This window comes from Micromonospora sonchi, assembly GCF_014646235.1.
Classification (GTDB): domain Bacteria; phylum Actinomycetota; class Actinomycetes; order Mycobacteriales; family Micromonosporaceae; genus Micromonospora; species Micromonospora sonchi.
This window is the reverse complement of sequence record NZ_BMNB01000031.1, coordinates 58,293-81,746: the sequence shown is the minus strand read 5'-3', so window position 1 is coordinate 81,746 and position 23,454 is coordinate 58,293. Positions and strand designations below refer to the sequence as shown.

Below are 23,454 nucleotides of genomic sequence, written 5' to 3'. Positions count from 1 at the left end.
ACAGCCCCGGACGCGGAGAACCGGCGCACCCGCAGCGACACGCGACCAACCCACACCCACCACAGGCAGACAAAACGGTCAAGCCGAAACCGTCAAGCAGGGATCAAAACTCTCTGACGAATCGAGGCTGATCACCGACATTCTCACCGCGAGTAGGCGGGTGGCAGCGGAAGAGGACGCGCGACAGCAGAACGATCGGAGCAGGAAGCCGTTTGCGGCCGCTATCAGGTACGACGAGGACGTAGCTCCGTCTTTCCGGGTCATCCTGGACCGACCACTCACCGAGGGTGAGCAGGAGATCCTTCAGTCGACACGTCCCGAGGCCCTCTGGGACTTCATGGAACCGCTCGGCGCGCGCCGCGTGTGGTACCCGTCAGCAGGATCTTCTTACATGCCAGGCGACTACCGATCGACTGCGCAAGACGCCACGGTCTTCACGATGAACATCGTCAGTGACCGGACGGCGCAGATGTCGATCGTCGACATGCGCGCGGTGAATGTCGTGTGCCAGGCGTCGACGGCCCAGACCGTTGTCGACTTCGCGCCTGACAGCCAGGGAGAGTACGAAGGGGTGAGTTTCGATCTCGCCGCCGACAAACCCGTCCCGTACATGAGCGACAGCGACGAGCCTGAGAAGTACGGGCGGCGGTACTTCAATGAGCGAAAAATAGACCTCGGCGGCGGCATGTCTCCCGGCGGGCTGCGTGTCGAGGCGCTGGTCGAAGACAAATCGTGCGCGTGGGAGATCGAAGCTACCTACCACGATTCCACCGAGGAAGGCGGCGGGACCCTCATCCTGAACGACGGCGGCAAGCCGTTTTTCGCAGAGGCCCGGCCGCGGAATCCGGCGCAGTACTGGATGTACATCTCAGCGCCGCTGCCCACGCAACCGTTCCCCTGCCACAGGGCGCCGACCGTGAGCAGTTGTCCAGACCGATACTAGTGCTGGCGTTCGGCGGCCTGAGGAATGCCGGTGGCGATCACCGTGGTGACCGCCACCGTCATCCGTGTTACAGGTTCGCGCAGTACCCGATGCTGAAGGTGCTGGCGCCGGGTGCCAGGGTCTTGTTCCAGTCCACGCCCCGGATCCGGTAACTGCCGTCGTCCAGGCGTTCCCGCTTGAAGTTCCACGCGTCGTAGATGTCGCCCTCGAGGCTCACCACAGCGCTCCACTCGGCGGTCTTGTCGCCGGTGTTGGTGGCGGTGATGGTCGAGCAGTAGCCACCGCCGCTGTCGGAGTTCCACCGGGCGAACCTGGTCAGCGTGACCTCCACGTTGGAACCGGCAACCAGCCGGCCCACGCCCCAGCGGGCGGTGCTCTGGTAGCCCGCGCCCTCCTGCTCGGCCCAGTTGCGGATCGACGTACGGGCGCCGTTCGACGCGTCGTTGACCTGGAAGTCCAGGCCGTGGAAGGTGTCCAGGCCGCCATACTCGAGCAGGCTGATCGCCGCCTCGATGGTGTAGCCCGTCGCGGTGCGTACGGTCGCGCTGTTGAGCCGGCCCGCCTGGAACGCCTCGTCACCGGTGCCGAACGACACGCGGTTGTCGGCGTTGATCCGGATCTGGGTGTCGTCGTAGCGGAAGCTGCCGTTCTTGGCGTTGCCGGCGTCGACGTAGATCTCGATCGAGTCCTGCGTCCACGGGTCGGAGCCGGAGACGTCCACCACCGGGTCGGTGACCTCGGCCAGCACGTAGAGCGTCTGGCCCCGCCAGAGGGTGCGGACGTTCGCGGTCGCGCCGTCGGTGCCGGAGACCTGCTTGGCCGTGGTCACCACGCCCGCCTGGGCCCACACCGCGTCCACCGTGCCGTCGATCACCGGCGCGGTGCCGGCCTGCCGCACCTCCAGGTACGACAGCTCCTCCACCAGAGTGAGGGTGCCCACCGCCCCCGGGGTGTTCCAGCCCGACGTGGCGCCGCTGTCGTCGACCCGTACGTCCAGGGTGAGCGTGTCGCCCTGGGCGGCGCCGGCCAGCGGCAGGTGCGCGACCAGGTGGTAGCCGCCGTCCCGGGTGGCCACCACGGCCGGCACGTCACCCTTGCCCTTACGGTTGACCTGGTAGGTCTTGTCGCCGAGGACGAAGCTGACCCCGTCCTTGCCGGAGGCCGTGGCGTCGTCGACCGTGACGTACGCGGTGAGGTGGTCCGGCGCCCAGCGCAGCTGGAATTCCGCCTTGTCCTCCACCGGGTGCAGCGGCAGCTTGCGCCAGGTCAGGTCCTTCGGCGCGGCGGCGCTGAGGGCCACGTCACCGGCGAAGACGTTGGCGGTACGCAGCCGGGCGGGCAGTTTCCCGTCCACCGCCCCGTGGTAGGCGGGCTTGGCCCGCAGGCTGTCGTCGAACAGCAGCGGGGCGCCGTTGCCGGAGCGCCACGAGCGTCCGTCGGTGAGCCCCCAGACCGTGACGGCCAGCAGGTGGTCGCTGTGTGCCCGGAAGATCCGGAAGGCGTCCCGGTAGTAGTAGGCCTGGTCGATCAGCTTCGCCTGGGTCACCGGAGTGCCGGTGGTGACGTCGAGTTCGGTGACGGCCTGGGTGACCGGCAGGTTCGCGAACGCCTCCAGCGCGGCCTCCAGGCTGCTGACCGGCGTGGCCAGCGAGACGTGGAACTGGTGACCCACCCCGTCGATCGGCACGCCGCGCGCGATCAGGCGCTGCACCAGCGCCCGGTAGCGGGCCAGCTTGCCGCTCTGCTCGGTGTTGTAGTCGTTGATGAACAGGGCGACCGGGTCGGTGCCCTCGACCGCGTGGACGTCGTTGAACGCCTCGTCGGCGTAGGAGAACGTCAGGTCGATGAAGCTCTCGCCGAGGATCCGGTACCACTCGCTGCGGCGCAGACCGTCGGCGTACTCGCCGCTGTCGCTGACCACCTCGTTGACCGCGTCGAAGGCGTGCAGCGGGTTGGTGGCGGAGCCGAACTTGCCGTACCGCTGACTCAGCGACTCGGCGACGGCGAAGATGTGCGTCCGCAACCGCTCGCGCAGCAGCTGCTGGTGGGCCGCCGACGTGGTCAGCGGCTGCCCGGCGGCGTCCTGGAAGAACCAGTCCGGGGTCTGGCTGTGCCAGACCAGTACGTGGCCGTAGACGCGCAGGTCGTTGTCGCGGGCGAAGTCCATCATGGCCAGCGCCTGGTCGTGCGGGCGGAAGGTGCCCTCGTCGTCGTACCAGGCCTCGGGCTTCATGTGGTTTTCCGGCGTGATCTGGTTGAAGTGCCGGGTCAGCAACTCGGCGGCGCCGCCGACGATCTCCCGGCTGTCGATCGCCACGCCGACCGGGAAGTCGGTGGTCTCGTGGATGCCGGTGAGGTCCTCGATGACCGGGGGCTCGGGCACGCGAACGACGATGTCGTCGACGAGGAAGTCACTGGTGTTGCCGGCTACGTCCGCGCCCTCCCAGCGGGTTTCGAAGTAGAGCAGCGCGTCGTCCGCCGCCGGCATGGTGAAGCGGCTACTCACCTGCGTCCACCCGGAGTTGGTGATCGTCTCGAACTGGGCCAGGGTGCTGAACGACTGGCTGCCGCCGCTGGTGCTGGCCAGGCTGAGCCAGATCTGGTCGCTGGGCTGGCCTTCGGCGAACCGCAGCCAGGCGTCGACCTCGTAGGTCACTCCCGCCTCGAACAGGCCGGTCACGTCGCGGCCCAGGCCGGCGCCCTGGTTGACCCGGTCGGTGACCAGCGCCGCGGACGTACCGCCGTGCGCGACGTCGGTGAGCGTGACCCTCGGGGCCCCCGGTCCGCTGTCGCGCGGACCCCAGCCGTCCAGCCCGTCCTCGAAGTCGGTGTCGATGACCACGGTGCCCGGCTGCGGCCCGTTCCCGCCGCTGCCGTCCGGCGCGGTGATCAGGACGTCGTCGAGGAGGAACGGAGTGTTCCCCTCCGCCTCGACGTAGAGGGTGGCGGCGCTGAGTCCGGTGGGCAGCGTGTAGTCGCCGCCGATCCGCACCCAGCCGTCGGCGGTGGTGGGGACGTTGCCACCGATCCAGGTGTAGGTGTTGTCACCGCCGCCGGCCGGGGTCGCCTCGACGGTGAAGTGCACGCCGGCGGTGCCCTCGGTGCCGGCCGGAAGTTTCACCCAGGCGCTGACCGTGTAGGGGGTACCGGGCTTGAACAGTGCGGTCGCGCTGGTCGCCGGGCCCTGCCAGTTGGCGGTCCGGCCGGTGACCGACAGGCTGTTGTCGCTCTCGTGGCCCTCGTCGGCGATGGCGAGGGTCACGTCGCCGCGCTGCCCCCACGGGGCGTACGAGCCGGACTCGAAGTCGTTGGCGAGCACGACCTCCGCGGCGGCGGCCGGGGCGGGTGCGGCGGCGACGGCCGCGACGAGCGCGGTCGAACAGAGTGCGGCGAGGGCGCGCGATCGGTGTCGTGATCGACGGGACAGGTTCCAGAAACGCATCGGTGGTCCCTTTGTGCAGGTTGGACGGTGGTGGGAGCCCCTGACACGGGCTTCCCTGGACGGATCCAAGCGCGTGCATGTTATGCCGAACTGATCATCGTGACCACAACTTCCGGAAGTTCTCGGAAAATGACGAGCCAGCGGCAGCCGTTCGGTGAGCCGGATCGTGCCGTGACGGCTGTTGGCGTCGTCCGACCCATGGGATATCGCGTTGGTCTGCCCTCCGCATCGCCACCACCGATATGACAGCGTTAGCCAGTGATCGACAAAACTGACTTCAAGAAGACGCTCGACTCCTACCGGGCACAACATGGCAAGTTCCGGGTCGTGGACGTGCCCGACCTGCGGTACCTGATGATCGATGGGCAGGGCGACCCCAATGTCTCGCCGGCCTTCGCAGCGGCGGTCGAGGCGCTCTACCCCGTGGCGTACAAGCTGAAGTTCGCCAGCAAGCGCGACCTCGGGCGCGACTACGTCGTCCCGCCGCTGGAGGGCCTGTGGTGGGCCGAGGAGATGAACTCCTTCACCACGGCCCGGGACAAGTCAAGCTGGTACTGGACCCTGATGCTCATGGTTCCCGACTGGATCGACCAGGCCGTGTACGCGAAGGCCGTCGAGCAGGCCGGGGCGAAGAATCCCCCGGTACGCCTCGACGATGTCCGCTTGGAGCCCCTCTCCGAGGGACGGTGTGTGCAGACACTGCACATCGGCTCCTTCGACGACGAGGCGGACGTCCTCGCGCGGCTGCACGACGAGTTCATTCCCGCGCACGGGTTGCGCATGACCGGCCGGCACCACGAGATCTATCTCAGCGACTTCCGCCGGGTCGCACCCGAGAAGCGACGGACCATTCTCCGGCAACCGGTGACCGCGGCAGGTCCGGGTCGATCAGGTGGTGCAGCAGGTGCAGGGGAGCGGCGGTGATTCCGGCTCCGGTGAGCGCCCGCGCGTACGCCGCCGCGGTCGGGTCGTCCACCAGACCGTGCACCAGCGGCAGGCCCGGCACGGCCGCCCACAGTAGTGACTCGAGTCGGCAGGAGGCGATCGTGCCGGGCAGCCCGAGAACGGTGCCGTCCACCGGCACCGGCGGCAGGTCTGCTGGTATGTCGCGCCCGGTCTCGCCGACGTGCAGCAGCCCACCGCCGACCACCAGGATGTCGCGGTTGCGGCGCATCCGGTCCAGCGCCCGCCCGGTGTCCACGGCCGGCGGGAACGAGTCGTCCACCACGATCGTGCCTGGTGCCAGCCGGTCGACCTCGATCGGCTCGGTCGCGGCGCTGGTCGCCGCGATGATCACCTCGGCCGTGTAGCCGGCCGGGGCGATCCCCGGTGCCGACGGCGACACCTCGATGGTGCCGGCGAAGCCCTCCGCCCGCAGCCGCGCGGCGTGCTCGGCCAGCCGGGGCGCGGCCGCCGGGACGTCGCAGAGCACGAGCCGCGCAGGCGGGCGTTCCGCCCGGTCCAGCAGCAGCCGCAGCGCGGAGAACCCGATCGAGCCGAGACCGACCACGGCGAGGCCACGGCCGGCCAGGCTCCGCTCGGTGGCGGCCAACGCGGCCTCCACCGTGCGGACGACGGAGACGACGGTGACCGCGTGGCCGGTGGTCACCGCGACCCCGCTGCGGGTACGCCGCAGCACGCCGAGACCGTAGCCGGTGCGGGCCGGGATCATGCCGGCCAGCGACACACACCGTGCGCCGAGCCGGGCGGCCAGGTCGACCGCCGCACCGGCCTCGCTGGCGAGGGCATCTCCGGCGTCGGCCAGCTCGTCGGCGAACCGGGGCAGGCAGACGAAGCCGGAGACGCCCAGCGGAGTGGTCAACTCCTCCAGCAGCCGTGGTCGACCGCCGGGAAAGAGCAGCTCGCGTAGCCGTTCCCGGGGCAGGCTTTCGGCGGGCAGCCCGGCGATGGCGGCGAGCTGCGCCGGCGGCGGCAGGTAACCGACGATGGCTGAGTCCAACCTGGTCCGTCGCCCGGACCCGATCGTCGCCCGTACGGTGGTGGCCGCGTCGGTCAGGTCGGCGCGCAGCCAGTCGGCGAGCCGGCGCAGCTCGGCCGGGGCCACCGCGGCGAGGGAGCCGCGCAGGGTCACCCGGAGACCGTCCGGAACCGGGCGCGCGGTCAGGAACAGGTCGGTGCCGAGCGGCGGCGGCGTCAGCTCGCTCTCGGCGTCCCAGTCGAGGCTGAGCCGGTCGGCGTCGACCGCCGCGGCCGGTGGCGCACCCGGCGCCGCGGCCGGTGGCGCGCCGAGGGTGGCGAAGTCCAGGAAGCTGAAGAAGAACTGGGCTCCGGCGGGCGTTCCGCCCGAGCCGGCGGGGACGGCTGCCGCGATCGACGGCGGGTCGTCGTACCGCCGGGCGGCGGCGACCTCGGCCGCGACCCGGGCGAGATGCTCGGCGAAGCCGGACGATCCGCCCAGGCGCAGCGGCAGCATCGCCGCGCAGGGGCCGAAGACCCGGTGCAGGTCCGGCAGCGGATGGTCCCGACCGGTCAGCGCCAGGCCGATCACCAGGTCGTCCTGCCCGGTGAGGCGGGCCACCGCCCGGTGGTACGCGGTCAGCACCGGGGCGTACAGGGTGGTCGCCGTGTCGGTGGCCAGCCGGCGCAGTTCGCCGACCACGGAACCGTCCAGGGTGAAGCCGCACACCTGCCCCGGCGCACCGGTCGCCTCGGATCCGGTGCGGTGGGCGCGCAGCGTCGGCGGGCGGTACGGCGTGGCGAAGCGCCCGCTCCACCAGGTGTGGGCGTCTGGCTCGGGCGGGCTGGCGGCGCGGCGGGCCAGCAGGGCGACGTACTCCCGGAAGTGGGTGCGCAGCGGAGGCAAATCGCCGGGGAGGTCCGCCACCAGGCGGTGGTAGACCGCCGACAGTTCCTGGCCGAGCAGGGCGGCGCTGTAGCCGTCGCCGATCAGGTGGTGGGCGTGCACCAGCAGGATGTGGTCGTCGGGGGCGAGCGCCAGCAGCCGCAGCCGCAGCAGTGGCCAGGCCCACGGCTCGAAGGGCCGGCGGCGTTCCTCGTCGACCAGGGCGGCCACCTCGGCGGGGTCGGCGACCGCCTGGTAGCCGACCGGCAGCCGCAGCGACGTGGGCAACTCCTGCTGGACCGGGGGGCGGGCCCCGGCGGGGAAGACCGTACGCAGCATCGGGTGCCGGGCCACCAGCAGGTCGACGGCGCGTTGGAAGACCTCGCGGTGCAACCGGCCGCGCAGTCGCAGCCGGGCCAGCCAGGCGGTGCCGGCGCCCGGTGCGACGGCGTCGGCGAGCAGGAAGCCCCGCTGGGTGGCCGTCACCGGGTACGGCCCGCCCGGATGGCTGACTGCCGCCACCCCGGCACTCCGGCCCCCGACCCCGACGGTGGGATCCGCGATGTCGGCGGTCCGCCCCGCGACGTCGGCGGTCTGTTCCACGGGCTCGGCGGTCGGCACCGCGCCCTCGGCGACTGCGTCGATCGCGGCGGCGAGCTTGCGCAGGGTGCGGTGCTGGTAGATCACGGTCGGGCTCGGCGTGGCGGGGAACTGGTCCCGTGCGCGGGCGAAGACCTCCAGCACCAGGATGGAGTCGCCGCCGAGGGCGAAGAAGTCGTCGTCGGGGGCGATCGCCGGCAGGTCGAGCAGCTCGCCCCAGATCCGGGCCAGCTTCGCCTCGGTGTCGCTGCCGCTGCCGGTGTCAGCACCGACGGTGGCGGCCGGTTCAGTCGGGGCCGGAGAAGGCCCCGGTGCGAAACCGGCGTGCGAGCGGAGCCGGTCCCGGTCGACCTTGCCGGTGGGGGTCAGCGGAAGGCTGTCGAGCAGGTGGATCCGGGCCGGTACCAGTTGCTCGGGCAGCCGGTCGGCGAGAAACCCGCGCAGCCGCGCCACGGTCGGCCCGGTCCGCGGTGCGGGTACGACGAAGGCGTGCAGTCGCGGGTGCGGCTCGGCCTGGTGCAGCACCACCGTGGCGGCCACCCCCGGGTGGGTGCGCAGCACCGCCTCGATCTCGCCCGGCTCCAACCGATAGCCGTGGATCTTCACCTGGTCGTCGAGGCGGCCGAGGAATTCCAGGCTGCCATCCGGAGCGACCCGGCCCCGGTCCCCACTGCGGTAGTACCGCTCACCGTCGTGCTGCACGAAGGCGGCGGCGGTCAGCTCGGGCTCACCCAGGTAGCCGGGGGTGAGGCCGACGCCGCCGAGGTGCAGTTCGCCAGCGGTGCCGGGTGGGCAGAAAGCGCCGTCGGCGTCGACGACGCGGATCCGCGCCCCGCCGACCGGCCGGCCGATCGGCAACCGGCGTACCGCGTCGTCCGGGCGGCGGTCGATCAGGTGCCAGCTGGCGTTGATCGTCGCCTCGGTGGGGCCGTACAGGTTGGTGATCCGGCAACCGTCGCCGAACAGGTCGAACCACCGTCGTACCGGCACCGGCGACAACTCTTCCCCGCCGACGTGCACCCAGCGCAGGGCACCGAGGTCCGGCGGTACGCCGTCGCGCACCGCCCGTTCCTCGGCGGCCTGCAGGACCCGCTCCCACAGGGTGGGTACCGAACTCCACACGGTGATCCGGTCCCGTTCGATCCGGGACAGCAGCGCCTGCGGGTCGCGCAGCACCGACCGGCCGAAGGTGACCACGGTGGCGCCGACCAGCAGCGGTGCCAGGATCTGCCGGACCGAGGCGTCGAAGCAGGTCGACGAGGTCTGGGCCAGCCGGTCGCCGGGCCGGTAGCCGAACGTGTCGATCGCCCAGTCGAGGTAGTTGACCATCGACCGGTGGGTGATCGGCACCCCCTTCGGCCGTCCCGTCGACCCCGACGTGAAGATCACGTACGCGGTGTCGTCCGGCGCGGCGGCCAGCACCTCGCCGGGGAGGTCGGAGGTGTCCGCTCCGAGCCGGATCGGGCGGGCCGCGCCGGAGAGCCGGGCCACGGCGACCGCGCAGTAGTCGTCGTGCAGCACCACATCGGCCCCGGCACGGCGCAACTGGTCGTCCAGGCGGGCCGGGGGATGGGCGGCGTCCAGCGGCACCCAGGCGGCCCCGGCGCGCAGGATCCCGACCACCGCGACGACCGACCCCACGCCGGGCGCGGTGAGCATCCCGACGTGCTGCCCGGGGCGTACGCCGTGGGCCACGAGCAGCGCCGCCACCCGGCCGGCGGCCCGGTCCAGGTCCCGGTAGGTCATCGTCCGGTCGCCGTCGGTCACGGCCGTCGCGTCCGGGGTACGCCGGCAGACCGCCCGGATCCGCGCGCTGACGTCCCCGCCGTCGACCTCGGCCCGGCGCGGATCGCTGCGCCCCGGCCGTTGCCGCTCGGCGGTGCCGTGCCCGCGCTGCCGCTCGGCGGTGCCGTGCCCGCGCTGCCGCTCGGCGGCGAGGTCGAGCAGTTCACGGTGGTGTTCGGCGGCGAGCCGGGCCACCGTCTCGCGCCGGAACAACCGCAGCGGGAAGTTCCACGACAGCCGCAGCGTCGTCCCCGACTCCCACCACAGCAGGCTGAGCCCGGTGGCCGCGGAACCGGAGCCGGCCGCCGTCGGGACGACCGCCACCGGGCGGTCCGGGTCGGCGGTGACCGGGAACCGGGCGAAGCTGAACCCGGCCGGGCTGGCGGTGCGCGGGCCGTCGCCGCTCGCGCGCAGCATTCGGGCCAGGTCGAGGCTGGACACCGACCCGTGCCGCTCGGCGACGGCCCAGGATCGCCGGATCCGGTCGGCGAGCCGCGCGGGAGGCTCGTCCGGATCCACCTCGACCAGCAGCGGCAGGGTGTCGGCGAACGGGCCGACGATCCGCTCGATGCCGGGCAGTCGGGCCTCGCGGCCGGCCCGCGCGACACTGACCGGCACCCGCCGCTGCCCGCTCCACCCGGCCAGGCACCGAAGGTAACCGGTGAGCAGCAGGTGGAACAGGGAGACGCCGGCCTCGGCGGCCCGCTCACGCAACCGCGCGACCAGCGCGTCGTCCAACTCGTCCAAATGCGTCACGGACGGCGGTGCGGGCAGGCCCGCCGGGTCGCCGTCGTAGGGCAGCCGAAGCGTCCATCCCGGATCGTCGAGTCGCTGGCGCCAGTACGTCCGATCCGCCTCACTCGACGGGACCACACCGAGGGCGTATTCGGCGAAGCCGGGGGAGGCGGGCGATGGTCCGGGAGTTCGGCCCCGGGCCAACGCGGTGTAGTCGGCCCAGAGTTGTTCGCTGAGCAGGTTGAGGCTGAAACCGTCCCCGGCCGCGTGGTGCAGAGCCAGCAGCAGGTGGGCGCGGTCGGGGCGTTCCGGGGCGAGTACCGCCCGCAACGGCGGTTGCCGGGTCAGGTCCACCGGGGTGTTGCAGAGCTCTTCCGCCAGGTCGGTGAGCGGGCCGGTGAGCGGGCGCACCTGGTAGGGAATCGCGGCAGCGGACGGCGGCAGGACCAGTTGGCGCGGGGGGTCGGCGGTGGTGCCGGGAATGAAGCGGACCCGCAGCATCGGATGGTGGGCGGCGAGGCCGGCCAGGGCCCGACCGAGCAGGTCGGCGTCGAGCGGCCCGGTGACGGTCTGCCGGACGAAGGCGTAGCTGGCCACGGTCGGGTGCAGCCGTTCGTTGACGTACCACGCCCGCTGCACCGGGGTCAGCGGGAACGGCTCCCCGTCGGCGACCGGCACCGCCGCTCGCGGTGGCTCCGCCCCGGACGGTGCCGGCGACGCGGACAGGCCGGCCGGCGGCGCTGGGGTGCCGGCCTCGGCCAGGTGGGCGGCCAGCGCGGCGACGGTGGTGTGCTCGAAGAACAGGGTGACCGGCAGTTGCCGGCCGAGTTCGTCCTCCAGCCGTTTGACCAGGTCCACGGCGGCCAGCGAGTCCAGCCCGAGGGTGAGGAACGAGGCGTCGTCGGCGATCTCCTCGCTCGGGCGGTGCAGCGGCTCGGCGAGCAGCCGGCGCAGCAGCCGGGCCAGGTCGCCCACGCCCGGCCCACCCGGTGCCGGCTGCCCGGTGACCAGGCCGCCGGCCGAGTCGGTGGCCGAGCCGGTGGTTGGAACAGCGGCCGGGCCGACGGCTGGGCCGGTGGTCGGGCCGGTGGGCGGGGGACCGGCGGGCAGGTTGGCGACGACCAGGTGGGCGGCGTCGACCTCCCGGGCGGCCTGGAGGGCCCGGAGCGCGGCGCCGACGGTCAGGGCGCCGACGCCCCGGCCGGTGCCGATTCGGGCCGCCATGCCGGTGTCGGTGATCGCGGCGAAGCCGACCGTCTGGAAGGGGCGGCCGGCGGCCCGCTGCGCGGCGGCGAAGGCGTCGAGGAACGCGTTGCCGGCCGCGTAGTCGCCGAGCGCCCCGGCCAAACCCGGCAGCACCGCGCTGACCGAGGAGAAGCCGACCAGGGCCGCCCGCTCGTGACCGTGTTGGCGCAGCGCCCGCGCCAGCAGGTGGCTGCCGCGTACCTTGGGCGCCAGCGCGGCCAGGATGTCCGGCACGGACTTCGCGGCCAGGGTGCCGACCCGTACCGTCCCGGCGGCGTGCCAGACGACGTCCACCCGGGACGCCCCGGCGAGCAGCGCGTCGACGTCGGCCGGCACGGCCACGTCACAGCGGAGGTACGTGGCGGTGGCGCCGGCCTCGATCAACTCCCGCAACAGGCCGTCCGGGGCCCGCTCCGACCGCCCGGCCAGCAGCAGGGTGGGGCGGCCCTGCCGGGCGAGGGTACGGGCCAACTCGGCCCCGATCCCGCCGCCACCCCCGACGATCACGTGTACGCCGTCGGGAAATGCGCTCTCCGGTTCGCCGGACCGGTCGACGGGGTCCGGTATCGGCGCCAGGTGCCGCGCGAGCCGACGCCCGGCCCGCCAGGCCACCCCGGTCACCGGTGGCCCGTCGGTGCTGGCAACCGGGGCAACGTCGTCGCGGCGCAGGTCGGACAACTCCCGGCACACCGCCTCCACCCGGACCGCGACATCGTCCGCAGCGGCCAGGTCGATCACCCGGGTACCCAGTTCGGGACGCTCGTCGGCCAGCGTCCAGCACAGCCCGGTCAGCACCGCCTGCACCGGCCGGGGCCGCTCCCGGGCCCCGGTCACCTGCACGTCCTCGGTGAGCACCAACAGCCGGCCGAGCCGACCGGCCGGCTCGTCGAGCAGGGCACGCACCGCGCCTACCTGCCCGGCCACGGCGGCATCGAGGGCCGCCACGTCCGGCGGGTCGACCGCGGGCCCGGCGAGCAGCACGGTCACCTCCGGCGGTGCGAGGTCGTCGGCCGGGTCAGGCGTGACCTGGACCGTGACGCCGCGTGCGGTGAGCGTGGCGGCGAGTCGGCCGGCGAGGTCACCGCCGACACCGGGCCCGCGCAGCCGTACCCGGGCCGGCAGGTCACCGGCGCGTACCGGCGTGTCCCGCCAGGCGACCCGGTGCAGCGGCACGACGGTCCGCGGTGACGGCGGGTACGACCGCCGCTGGAACGGGTAAGCCGGCACGGGCACCCGCCGCCGGCCGGCGTAGAGGGCGGCCCGGTCCAGCGGCCCGCCGAGGGCCCAGAGCCGGCCCACCGCCGCCAACAGCGTTCCGGTCGCCGCACCCGGCGGCCCCGCGGGGTCCAGCACCGACAGCACCTGCACCGGATCGTCGTCGCCAGCTTTCAGTGCGGCGCCGAGCAGGCTTCCCGCCCCCAGGTCGATGACGGTGTCGTACCCGTCGTCGCGCAACCGCCGCAGCGCCGCGCGCAACTGCGGCTGGGCCGATCGCGTGTCCGTCCCGGCGAGCCGGACCGCCTCGGCGGGGTCCAGTTCGCCCCGGGCGACGGCCGCCGTCAGTTCACCGACGCCGTACCCGAGCGTGGTGTCCGGCCGTACCCCCCAGGCGGCCAGCTGACCGGCGAGGGCGATGCCCACCGCGACCGCCACCGCTGCGGCGATCCTCGGGTCGGGTGCCGAGCCGGCCAGACACCAGGCCAGCAGCGGACGTCCCGCCACCGGCGCGGCAGCGGCACCGCCGAGCAGCTCCCGGAAGACCGGCAACCGGTCGTGCAGGTCGCGTACGGCCGACGCCGGCAGCGCCGCGCCGTCGTCCGGGAAGACGAACACGGTCCGGGGGCGCGGGCCGACCGGTGTCGCGCCGACGGCGTCGGCGCCGGCGTCGAGCCGGTCGGCCAAATCCCCGTCGGCGACCACGGCCAGCCGGTACGGGGCGTCGTCGCGGGCGGTACCCGCGCTGGCGCAGACGTCGGCCTCGGCGAGTTCCGGGTGGGCGCGCAGGTGCGCGGCGAGTTCCCGCGCGGCCCGGCGCAGCGCGGTCGCCGAGTGCGCGCTGAGGGTGGCCAGGCGGCATCCGGAATCGTCCGGTCCGGTGGCGGGCCGGTCGGCTTCCGGGGCCTCCCGCAGTACCGCGTGCGCGTTCGTCCCGCCGAAACCGAATCCGTTGATCCCGGCGAACAGCGGGCCGGGCGCGGTCCACGGCCTTCCCTCGGTGACCACCGCGAAACCGGCCCGGGCGAGGTCGAAGCGGCCGGAGGGCCGGGTGTGGTGCAGGGAGGCCGGCAGGTGCTGGTGCCGCAGCGCCAGCACCACCTTGACCAGCGCGGGCAGCCCGGCCGAGTTGAGCAGGTGACCGACGTTGGTCTTGACCGAGCCCAGCGCGCGTGGCACCCCGTCGGCCGGCGGTGGGTACGCTGCGGCCAGCGACCGGACCTCCACCGGGTCACCGAGTTCGGTGCCGGTGCCGTGGGCCTCCACGTACGACACCTGTGCCGGGTCGATGCCCGCGTCCCGGTACGCCCGCGCGATCACCTCCCACTGCCGGTGCGGGTTCGGCGCGAGCAGGCTCAACGAGCGTCCGTCGTTGCCGACGGCGGTCCCGGCGACCAGAGCCAGGACCGGATCCCCGTCGGTGTACGCGTCGTCGGCGCGGCGGAGCACCAGCGCGGCGCCGCCCTCGCCGGGGACGAGACCGTCGGCGGCGGCGTCGAAGGCGCGGCACCGCCCGGTGGGGGAAAGCGCCTCGGCGGCGTCGAGCAGCCGGTATCCGGTCTCGGTGAGGTTGAGATTCACCCCGCCGACCACCGCCACGTCACACTCGCCGGCGGCCAGGCTGCGGGCGGCCAGGTGCAGCGCGACCAGCGCCGACGAGCATGCCGTGTCCACCGCGATCGCCGGCCCGGTCAGGTCCAGTGCCTGCGCCAACCGGGCCGGAATCAGGTTCCGCAGGTTCCCGACCAGCATCGCCGCCCCGCTGGCCGGCGCCGTGCCACCGACCAGCTCCGCCGCTGCGTTGGCCGCCAGCAGTTCGGGGTAGCCGCTCTCGCCGACGGCGGCGAAGACACCGATCCGGTGGCCGTGCCGGCGGGGTCCGGCGTACCCGGCGCGCTCCAGGGCCTCGTACCCGATCTCCAGGAAGAGCCGGGCGTGCGGGTCGGTGAGCCGCGCCTCCTGTTCGGTGAGACCGAAGAACCCGGCGTCGAAGAGCATCGGATCGTCCAGGAAGGAGCCCCAGCGTGGTCCGGTGCCCGACGGGATCCAGCGGTGGGCGGGGACCGGAGCGACGGGGTCGACGCCGTCGACCAGCCGTTGCCAGAACTCCTCCGGGGTGTCCGCACCGGGGAACCGGCAGGCCATCCCGATCACCGCCACGCCGGCCGAAGTGCGGTCACCGTCGGTCGTCGTCCGGCTCGGTCCGGTCGGGGACTTCGTCACGGGCTCCCGGCCGGTGACCGGCCCGGCGGCCAGCCGGTCGGCGAGCGCCGCGACGGTGGGACAGTCCCGCAGGTCCGCCGGGTGCAACGGGGTGCCCAGGGCGTCCTCCAGCCCGGCGAGCACCTCCATCGCCTTAAGCGACGACCCGCCGACGGCCAGGAAGCGGTCGTCCGGGCCGATCGTGGCCGGCGGCCGTTTCAGCACCCGGGCCCAGACCTCGCGGACCAGCTCTTCGAGTTCCCGTCGGGACCGCCCGGCGTCGGGCGGCCGGAGGATGGTAGCGGCAGCGCTGTCCTGCGGGAAACGGTCGGCCGGGGTGCACGCTGCCGGTTCGGCCGGTGCGCACCAGCGCCGCTCCCGGTCGGCGAAGTCGCCGGCCAGGTACCGCTCGCGCATCCGGCGCCGGCGTAGCTTTCCGCTGGTGGTTCGGGCGAACGCGCCGGGCGGCAAGGGCAGCACCCGGACCTCGTCGTGGCCGCAGGCCTCGGCCACCCGCCCCCGGACCGCGGCGAGCACCCCGGCCGCGTCGGCCGGCGGGCGGGCCCACGGCACGAACACCACGATCCGCTCACCACCGCGGACCGGGTCGGTCGCGCCGACCACCGCGACCAGGTCGCCCGGCAGGCCGGGGGTGGCAACGGCCACCGCCTCCAGGTCCGAGGCGTGAAAGGTCCGGCCGTTGACGAAGACCACGTCCTTGGCCCGGCCGGTGACGCAGAGCCGCCCGTCGCGCAGAAAACCCAGGTCGCCGGTACGCAGCCAGCCGTTCACGAAGGTGTCCCGGCTGGCCTGCGGCGCCCGGTGGTAGCCCCGCGCCACGTTCGGGCCGCGCACCTCGATCTGGCCGACCTGCCGGTCGGGCAGCGGCCGGCCGTGGTCGTCGACGACACGCACCGCGCAGCCGGTCACCGGGTGACCGAGATCCATCACCTCGACCGCGTGCGCGCCGGGGTCGGTCGGCACCGCCCGGCCCCGGCTCAACTCGGCCCGGTCCAGCACCAGCGGGGCGGCCACCTCCCCGGCCGGCGGGAAGGTCACCGCGAGCGTCGCCTCGGCGAGCCCGTACACCGGTCGCAGCGCGGCCGGGTCGAGCCGGGCCGTTCGGGTGTGTGCCAGAAAGGACCGCCACACCGCAGCCGAGATCGGCTCGGCCCCCACCACCACGCACCGCACCGAACTCAGGTCGAGTCCGGCGAGGGTCTCGACCGGCACCCGGCGTACCGCCAGGGCCAGCGCGAAGTTCGCCGCCGACAGCAGGGTGGCCCGGTGCCGGTGGGCGGTGGTGAACCACAGCACGGGACGTTTGGCGAACGCCAGCGGACCGATGCGTACCTGCTTGAGGCCGACGGCGAGCGGGGTCAGATGGGTGCCGATCAGCCCCATGTCGTGGAAGTACGGCATCCAGGTGACCAGGACGTCGTCCGGGCGGGCTTCGCTGGCCACCCTGGACTGCTCCAGATTGGCCAGCACGTTGTCGTGGGTCAGTTCCACGCCCCGCGGCGCGCCGGTGCTGCCCGAGGAGAACTGGAGGAAGGCGAGGTCGTCCCCGGCCGGCGTCGGCAAATCCTCCGGTGGGGTTCCGGCGCGCAGCGCGGCCAGTCGCAACACCGGGGCGGGCAGCCCGTCGGCCACCGCGGCGGTGACGTCGTCGGCGACCGCGGCGGTGGCGTCGTCGGTCACGACCACCGCGTCGGGAAGCAGGTCCCGCACCGCGCGTACCCGGTTCGGCTCGGGCGGCAACGGCACCGGCACCAGCCCGGCGGCGAGCGCTCCCCAGAACATCGGTTGGAAATCGTCCCCGGCGTCGGCGAGCAGGAGCGCGGGCGTGCCCGGTGCCACCCCGGCGGCCCGGTAACCGCCGGCGACCCGCAGCGACTCGTCCCGCAACTGCTGGAAGCTGACCGTACGCTCGGTGCCGTCCTCCCGGACATGCACGATGACCTGGTCGGGAGAGCGGTCGGCGGCGCCGAGGAGCACGTCGAGCAGGCCTCGGCGGGCACCCGGCCCGATCGCAATCGACACGGCAGGATGCTAGTCGCCCACGATGCCGGCTCGGTTCCTGCCCTGGATCCGTGGGCTGCCCAACGGGTCGATACCCCGACCAGAGACTCCCTGCCCCGCGAAAGATCCGGACGCGCGCCATCGTCCGGAAGGTGCCTGGAACTTTCGCTGCTGCCCGCCCTGCGGCTGAGCAGCACCAACGCTGGACGCGAGGGCGGATTCGTAAGCTGCGGCCAACTCAGTATTTCCGGAAGTTGTTGACTGGTTGGCAACGTCGAGCCAATACTGTTGGCCATCGACGCATCTAGATGATCGTCGACTGTCGCTACCTACTCCGCCGGTCACGGTGCAGGACGACCGGCAGACCACCACCCGGTACGACGTCGACAGTCGATGGTGGCCGCCCGGCCACCGAGACCGCCGGTTCGTAGCGCACTGCTGGCCACCGGCCAGCCGTCATGAGGAGGAAGCATGAACAACGTCCCCGTCCCACCACGAAGTCGCAGGCGTGGACGCCTCAGGTCGCTCATCGGTGCCGCCTGCGCCGTGGCGCTGATCACGACCGGCACCACCGCGCTCGTGGCCAGCCCCGCCCACGCCGAGGCCGACCGGCAGGTCTGCTCGAGCACGGAAGGCACCCACAACGGGTTCTTCTTCTCGTTCTGGAAGGACAGCGGCGACGCCTGCATGGTGTTGCGCGAGAACGGCCGCTACAGCAGCTCGTGGAGCAGGAGCACCAACAACTGGGTCGGCGGCAAGGGCTGGAACCCCGGAACCCGCCGCACGATCACCTACTCGGGCACCTACAACCCGGGCAACAACAACAGCTACCTCGCCCTGTATGGCTGGACCCGCAACCCGCTCGTCGAGTACTACATCGTCGAGAACTTCGGCAGCTACAACCCGAGCAGCGGCGCCACCCGGCTCGGCACCGTCACCACCGACGGCGGCACCTACGACATCCTGCGCAGTCAGCGGGTCAACCAGCCCTCGATCGACGGCACCGCGACGTTCTACCAGTACTGGAGCGTCCGGCAGCAGAAGCGCAGCAGCGGCACCATCACCACCGCCAACCACTTCGACGCCTGGGCCCGCGCTGGGCTGAACCTCGGCAACCACTACTACCAGATCATGGCCACCGAGGGCTACCAGAGCCAGGGAAGCTCGGACATCACCGTCCGGGAAGGCAGCAGCCCCAACCCGACCAACCCGCCGCCGAGCACCCCGCCGCCCGGCAACGGCGGCTGTACGGTCAGCGTGAACCGCGCCGAAGACTGGAACGACCGGTTCAACACGACCTTCTCGGTCAGCGGCAGCAACAACTGGGTGGTCACCATCCGCACCAACGGCAGCCAGAGCCTGCAGAACAGCTGGAACGCCTCGGTCAGCGGCAACAGCGGCACGCTCACGGCACGCCCGAACGGCAACGGCAACAACTTCGGGATCACGCTCTACAAGAACGGCAACAACACCACACCCACAGCAACCTGCTCGACCGGGTGATCTGATCGACCGAAGGTGGGGTGCCGACAACCGTCGGCACCCCACCTTCCCCGTTTCGCCAACGGATGGCGATCATGATCGTCGCCCCACTGTGAAGCTGGGCGCCGAGCGACGGCGTACACCTTGCACGTGTCGTCCTCGGACAGCACGACGCACGAGATGCCGCACCTCGGTGATCGGCGCACGAGATGCCGCGACTCATGGATCGGCGCACGAGATGCCGCAACTCGCGGCCTCAGCGAGCCCGGGCACCCCGACATTCCGCAACTCGTGCCACTCACCGGACCGGACACCCCGACACGCCGCAACTCGCGCCCACCCGACCGGCCCGAACACCCCGACATACCGCAACCCACGCCCCCGACCACCGACAGGGCACAGCCTCACCAAACCCGACAGCAGCGACCCGACCCACTCGGCGGATCGAACCCACCCTCGTCGCCACCACCTACTGCCGGTCGCTCAAAGCGGCCACCAACACAGCCGAGGTCCGGATCGCCAGCGCGGCCGAGCGCGCGTACCGACCGCACCGTCCGTGCCGGCCACGTCCAGGTCGCTCGTCAGCCCTTGATGGCGCCGATCAGTATGCCCTTGACGAAGTGCCGCTGGATGAACGGATAGACGGCGACGATCGGCGCGACGGTGAGCACGACCACCGCCATTTTGATCGCCTCGGTGGGCGGCATGGTGATCCCGCTGGCGCCGCCGGAGGTCTTCGGCGCCTGCCCGGCCAGCAGGTAGCTCTGCAACACCCGCTGGATCGGGTACATGTCGTTGCGGTCGATGAACAGCACCGCGTCGAACCAGACGTTCCAGTAGGTGACCGCGTAGAAGAGGCCGACCACCGCGATGACCGCCCGCGACAGCGGCAGGACGATGCGGGCCAGGGTGCGGAAGTCGTTGGCGCCGTCGATGCGGGCGCTGTCCAGCAGTTCCTGCGGGATGCCCTGGAAGAAGCCGCGCACGACGACCAGGTTGAACACGCTGATCGCGGGCGGCAGGATCAGCGCCCAGATGGTGTCCTTGAGACCCAGCCCGGTGACCACGAGGTACTTCGGCACCAGCGGCGGATAGATCAGGAACGGCAGCAGGAAGTACGCGAGCAGCCACCGGTATCCGAGTGAGCGCGGCCGGGACAGGCCGTACGCGGCGAGCACGGTCACGGTCAGCGCGATGACGGTACCGATGACGGTGACCAGGGTGCTGATCCACAACGCCCGGGTGACGGCGCCACCGGCGAAGATGACCTCGTAGGCGGAGGTGTCGATCCCCCGGGGAATGACCACGAGACCACCGGCGTTGGCGATCGTCTCCCGGGAGGAGAGGCTGGTCACCAGGATCACCCAGAGCGGGAAGAGCACGCTGAGTACGAGCAGGCCGAGCAGAAGAGCCTTGCCGGCCTGGCCGATAGGGGTGGGTCTCTCCTCCCAGACCGGTCGGCGGGCGCGCGGCCGGGGCGGCTTCCCGGCGATGGTGGTGGTCATGACCGTGAGTAGATCCCTCGTTCGCCGAGCATGTGTGCGACCTTGTTGGCGGCCAGGATCAGGCAGAGCCCGATGACGGCCTTGAACAGGCCAGCGGCGGAACCGTAGCCGTAGTTCCCGGTGGCGATGGAAAAGTGGTAGACGAAGGTGTCCAGCACCTCGGAGGCCTGCCGGCCAACGGCTTCCCGCTGCAGGAGGAACTGTTCGAAGCCGACCGAGAGCGCGTCGCCCAGGCGCAGGATGAGCAGCAGCACGATCACCGGGCGCAGGCCGGGCAGGGTGATGTGCCACAGCCGGCGCCACCGTCCGGCACCGTCGGCGGCCGCGGCCTCGCGGAGGTTCTGGTCGATGGTGGAGAGCGCGGCCAGGAAGATGATGGTGCCCCAGCCGACGTCCTTCCACACCGCCTCGGCGGTCACCAGGATGATGAAGGTGTCCGGGTTCGTCATGATCTGCCACGGCTCCATCCCGGCCTCGCGCATCGTCTGCGCCAACAGGCCGGCACCACCGAACATGGCGACGAAGAAACTGACCACCAGCACCCAGCTGAAGAAGTGTGGCAGGTACACGACCGTCTGGATGAGGCCGCGCAGTCGGCTGGAGAGCAGGTTGTGCAGCGCGACGGCCAGCACGATCGGCAGCGGGAAGAAGAAGACCAGTTGGAACGCGGTGATCGCCAGGGTGTTGCGGAACGCGTCCCAGAACGCCGGGTCCTCGAAGAGGAGCTGGAACTGCCCGAAGCCGATCCAGTTGCTCTGGAGGAACGCCTCCAGCGGATTGTCCCCGAGATAGGGGTTGTAGTCCTGGAAGGCGATGACGTTGCCGAGGATCGGCACGTAGCTGAAGACCAGCAGGATGACGAAGCCCGGGGCGACCATGGCCAGCAGTTGCCAGTCGCGGCGCAGCCGGGCCCGCAGTGACACCCGGCGACCGGCGCGGCGGGCACGGGGCGGATCGACCGTCGTCGGTGGGCTCGCCCCGCGAGACCGGGACGCTTCGGTCCCGGCCTCGGCGGGCGCGTGACGGGTGTGCATCATCCAGCCTTGGGCAGCGATTCCGCGAGCAGGCGCCGGGCCTCCTCACCGCCGCTGGTCTTCCACTCCTGCACGATGGCCTCGAAATCGGAGAGCGGCCGACGACCCCGCAGCACGTCGTTGATCTTGTCCTCGGTCGGCACCTGGTTGGCCTTGTACGCGGCCGGCATCTCCAGCTTCACCCCTTGCCAGGGGTTCTTCTCCAGGTACTTGACCATTTCGTTGGAGTAGGCCAGCAGGTCCTGGACGTAGTTGGGGGTGTCCGGGTACGGACCCACGGTCGGGTTGCGGCCGCTGATGAAGAAGTACTGGTTGGCGATCTCCTTGAACGCCAGGTCGGTCTTGCGGGGCCCGTTCGGCCCCGGGGTGTGGTGTCTACCCTCGACCCCGTAGTCGCGTAGCTGCGCCTCCTGGCTGCCCAGCGGCGCGGAGCACCAGTTGATGACGCGCAACAGCTCCTCGATGCGCTCCTTGCCGACGCCCTTCTTGACGAAGGTGAACGAGATCGGCTCGTCGTCACCCCAGACCAGGGGATTGCCGCCGGTGGCGGAGAAGATCGGCACCGGCTGGATGTTCAGCTTCGGGTTGACCTTCTGGTGTTCGGCCTGGGCGGGCTGCCACATGCCGGTCCCGTTCCGGGTGAAGACGATCGCGCCGTTCTTGGCGAACAGTTGGGCGCTGTCCGCACCCCTGCTGGCGATGATGTCGGGATGGACCAGGCCGTCCTGGTAGATCTTGGCCATCACCTCCAGCGCCTGGCGGAACTCCGGGGTCTCGTACTTGAACTCCGGGGTCCCGTCGGACCGCAGTCGCCAGCCACCCTTGGAGCCGGGCACCTTGTGGTACATCTGGATCATGGCGAAGACGTCGTCGAACGCCCACACCTTCTTCGCCGGGTCGGTGACCTGCTTGGCGATTGCCAGCAGCTCGTCCAGCGACGTCGGAACGGCCAGGCCGCGTGCGTCCAGCAGATCCTTGCGGGTGAACATCACCCACGGGAACGGCCCGTCGGTCGGGTTGGGCACCGCCGCCAGGCGCCCGTTCCAGATCGCGTGCCGCCAGGCTCCGGTCGGGAAGGTGGCCAACATCGGGTAGTTGTTGGCCGCGTCGCCCCTGAGGTGCTCGGTCAGGTCCTCGAAGAGTACGTCGATCGCCTGGGCGAAGCGCGGGATCTTCTCCACTTCCCAGCCCGGCACGCAGAGTAGTTCGGGGACGTCCCGGCCACCGAACATGGCGTTGAGCTTGTCCGCGTACGTGTTGCCGTCCTGTACGGCGAAGTTGACCGGGGTGCCGAGCTCAGCGTTGACCGCTTGCAGGTAGGCGCTCTGGGCGATGCCGGGCGGCGCGGGACCCCACTGCGGGGTCATCGCGCTGATCTCCTTGCCGCTGGTGCCCGGCTTTTCGGTGATCAGGTCGACGAGGCTGCTCGGGTACCTGGTGTATCCGTCCGGCACCGGGCGGGTGCCGATGATGTCGGGCGCGATGCTCTGGGACAGTTCCTTGTGCGTCGGCAGCAGGTCGGCGAAGGCGTCCAGGTTCTGGGCGCTGCCGCTGCCGGCCGGCTTCTCGGAGCAGCCCGTGAGCAGGGGACCGCCGGCGATGGCCGCCGCGCCGAGGCCCACCATGCCGAGGAAGTTGCGGCGGGTGCTCCTCGCGCCGCGGTGCTGATATGTCATCGGTCTCCCCTTCGAGAAGGGTTCGGTCGGCGAACCGACGCGGGCGCAAGTTCGTCTGGATGTCAAACAAACTAATAGACGGTCATGGTGCCCACAAGAGCCACGGGCGCCGTCGTCGCAGGGAGCCTGCCCGCCGCCCCGCACGCGTTCGGCGCGGACCCGGACGGGCCGGATCCGCGCCGATGTCACCGGTCAGAAGTACGGGTTGATGACCTTGCCGTACGACGAGCCGTTGGAACTGCGGTGGGTGCGATAGACGTTCTGGTTGAAGCTCGACCCGATCACGATGAACTGGACGCTGGAGACCGGGCTTCCGTAGTTCTCCGTCTGTGCGACGCCCATGGCGAAGCGGCAGGGGGTCATCGAGCCGCCGCCACTGTGGTAGATCGTGCGGTACAGCGCGTTGTTGACGTGGATTTCCAGGGTGGGCGCCGCGAAACTGGACTCCCGGCAGAAGCTCAGCTCATAGCGGAAGCTCGTGCGGCCGTCGTCGAACTGGACCCAGCCGGTCACCATGCCGACGTTCTGACTGTAGGCGGAGACCTGCACGGTCACCGGGATTTCGGCACCGTACGCGGCCTGGGCCGGCGTCGCCGAGGCGAACGCCGTGGCGATCAGGGCGAAGACGACGGCGAGGGACGTGAGCAGTCGCTTTCTCACCTCTGCACCTCCGAGGGGTGGGTGGTGGATGGGGAGCCGGCTGCCGTTCAACATATAGAGAAGTGGCGATGGAAAAGAATCGTCGGTATCGATATGTTTGGTGGC

General features: G+C 71.7%; 9 protein-coding genes. 3 read left to right on the top strand and 6 right to left on the bottom strand.

Annotated elements, in window-relative coordinates:
- Nucleotides 1–943 (top strand): hypothetical protein (locus tag IEY61_RS25440; protein ID WP_229706436.1); only part of this gene is annotated, 943 nt, incomplete at its 5' end.
- 67 nt (nt 944–1,010) lie between these two features.
- On the opposite strand, the gene IEY61_RS25435 is transcribed toward IEY61_RS25440, so the two are convergent.
- Nucleotides 1,011–4,385 carry an endo-1,4-beta-xylanase gene (locus IEY61_RS25435; RefSeq protein WP_189048684.1) on the bottom strand — a complete coding sequence of 1,125 codons (3,375 nt, stop codon included), beginning with the start codon at nt 4,383–4,385 and terminating at the stop codon, nt 1,011–1,013.
- 261 nt (nt 4,386–4,646) lie between these two features.
- On the opposite strand from IEY61_RS25435, the gene IEY61_RS25430 reads away from it, so the two are divergent.
- A complete protein-coding gene (locus IEY61_RS25430) occupies nt 4,647–5,309 on the top strand; it encodes a GyrI-like domain-containing protein (RefSeq protein WP_229706438.1) in 663 nt (220 codons plus the stop codon).
- Here the strand turns inward: IEY61_RS25430 and IEY61_RS31875 are convergent.
- Entirely contained in the window at nt 5,194–17,013 is an 11,820-nt protein-coding gene (locus IEY61_RS31875; protein WP_268240689.1) for a non-ribosomal peptide synthetase, read from the bottom strand. The genes IEY61_RS25430 and IEY61_RS31875 overlap by 116 nt on opposite strands.
- Before the next feature lie 450 nt (nt 17,014–17,463).
- Here IEY61_RS31875 and IEY61_RS25420 point away from each other — a divergent pair, with 450 nt between their 5' ends.
- Nucleotides 17,464–18,495: a glycoside hydrolase family 11 protein gene (locus tag IEY61_RS25420; protein ID WP_189048679.1), complete on the top strand. Its 1,032-nt coding sequence runs from the start codon at nt 17,464–17,466 to the stop codon at nt 18,493–18,495.
- A 560-nt stretch (nt 18,496–19,055) separates the two neighbouring features.
- Here IEY61_RS25420 and IEY61_RS25415 read toward each other — a convergent pair.
- The 4 genes from IEY61_RS25415 to IEY61_RS25400 form a co-directional block, all read right to left on the bottom strand.
- Nucleotides 19,056–19,979 carry a carbohydrate ABC transporter permease gene (locus tag IEY61_RS25415; protein ID WP_189048677.1) on the bottom strand — a complete coding sequence of 308 codons (924 nt, stop codon included), beginning with the start codon at nt 19,977–19,979 and terminating at the stop codon, nt 19,056–19,058.
- The gene (locus IEY61_RS25410) at nt 19,976–21,013 is read right to left on the bottom strand and encodes an ABC transporter permease (protein WP_189048675.1); all 1,038 of its coding nucleotides are present in this window, start codon (nt 21,011–21,013) and stop codon (nt 19,976–19,978) included. The genes IEY61_RS25415 and IEY61_RS25410 overlap by 4 nt, the downstream gene beginning before the upstream one ends.
- Nucleotides 21,013–22,689 carry an extracellular solute-binding protein gene (locus tag IEY61_RS25405; RefSeq protein WP_189048673.1) on the bottom strand — a complete coding sequence of 559 codons (1,677 nt, stop codon included), beginning with the start codon at nt 22,687–22,689 and terminating at the stop codon, nt 21,013–21,015. Before IEY61_RS25405 ends, IEY61_RS25410 begins: the two co-directional genes overlap by 1 nt.
- 192 nt (nt 22,690–22,881) lie before the next feature.
- The gene (locus IEY61_RS25400; protein ID WP_189048671.1) at nt 22,882–23,349 is read right to left on the bottom strand and encodes a hypothetical protein; all 468 of its coding nucleotides are present in this window, start codon (nt 23,347–23,349) and stop codon (nt 22,882–22,884) included.
- Nucleotides 23,350–23,454 lie beyond the last annotated feature (105 nt).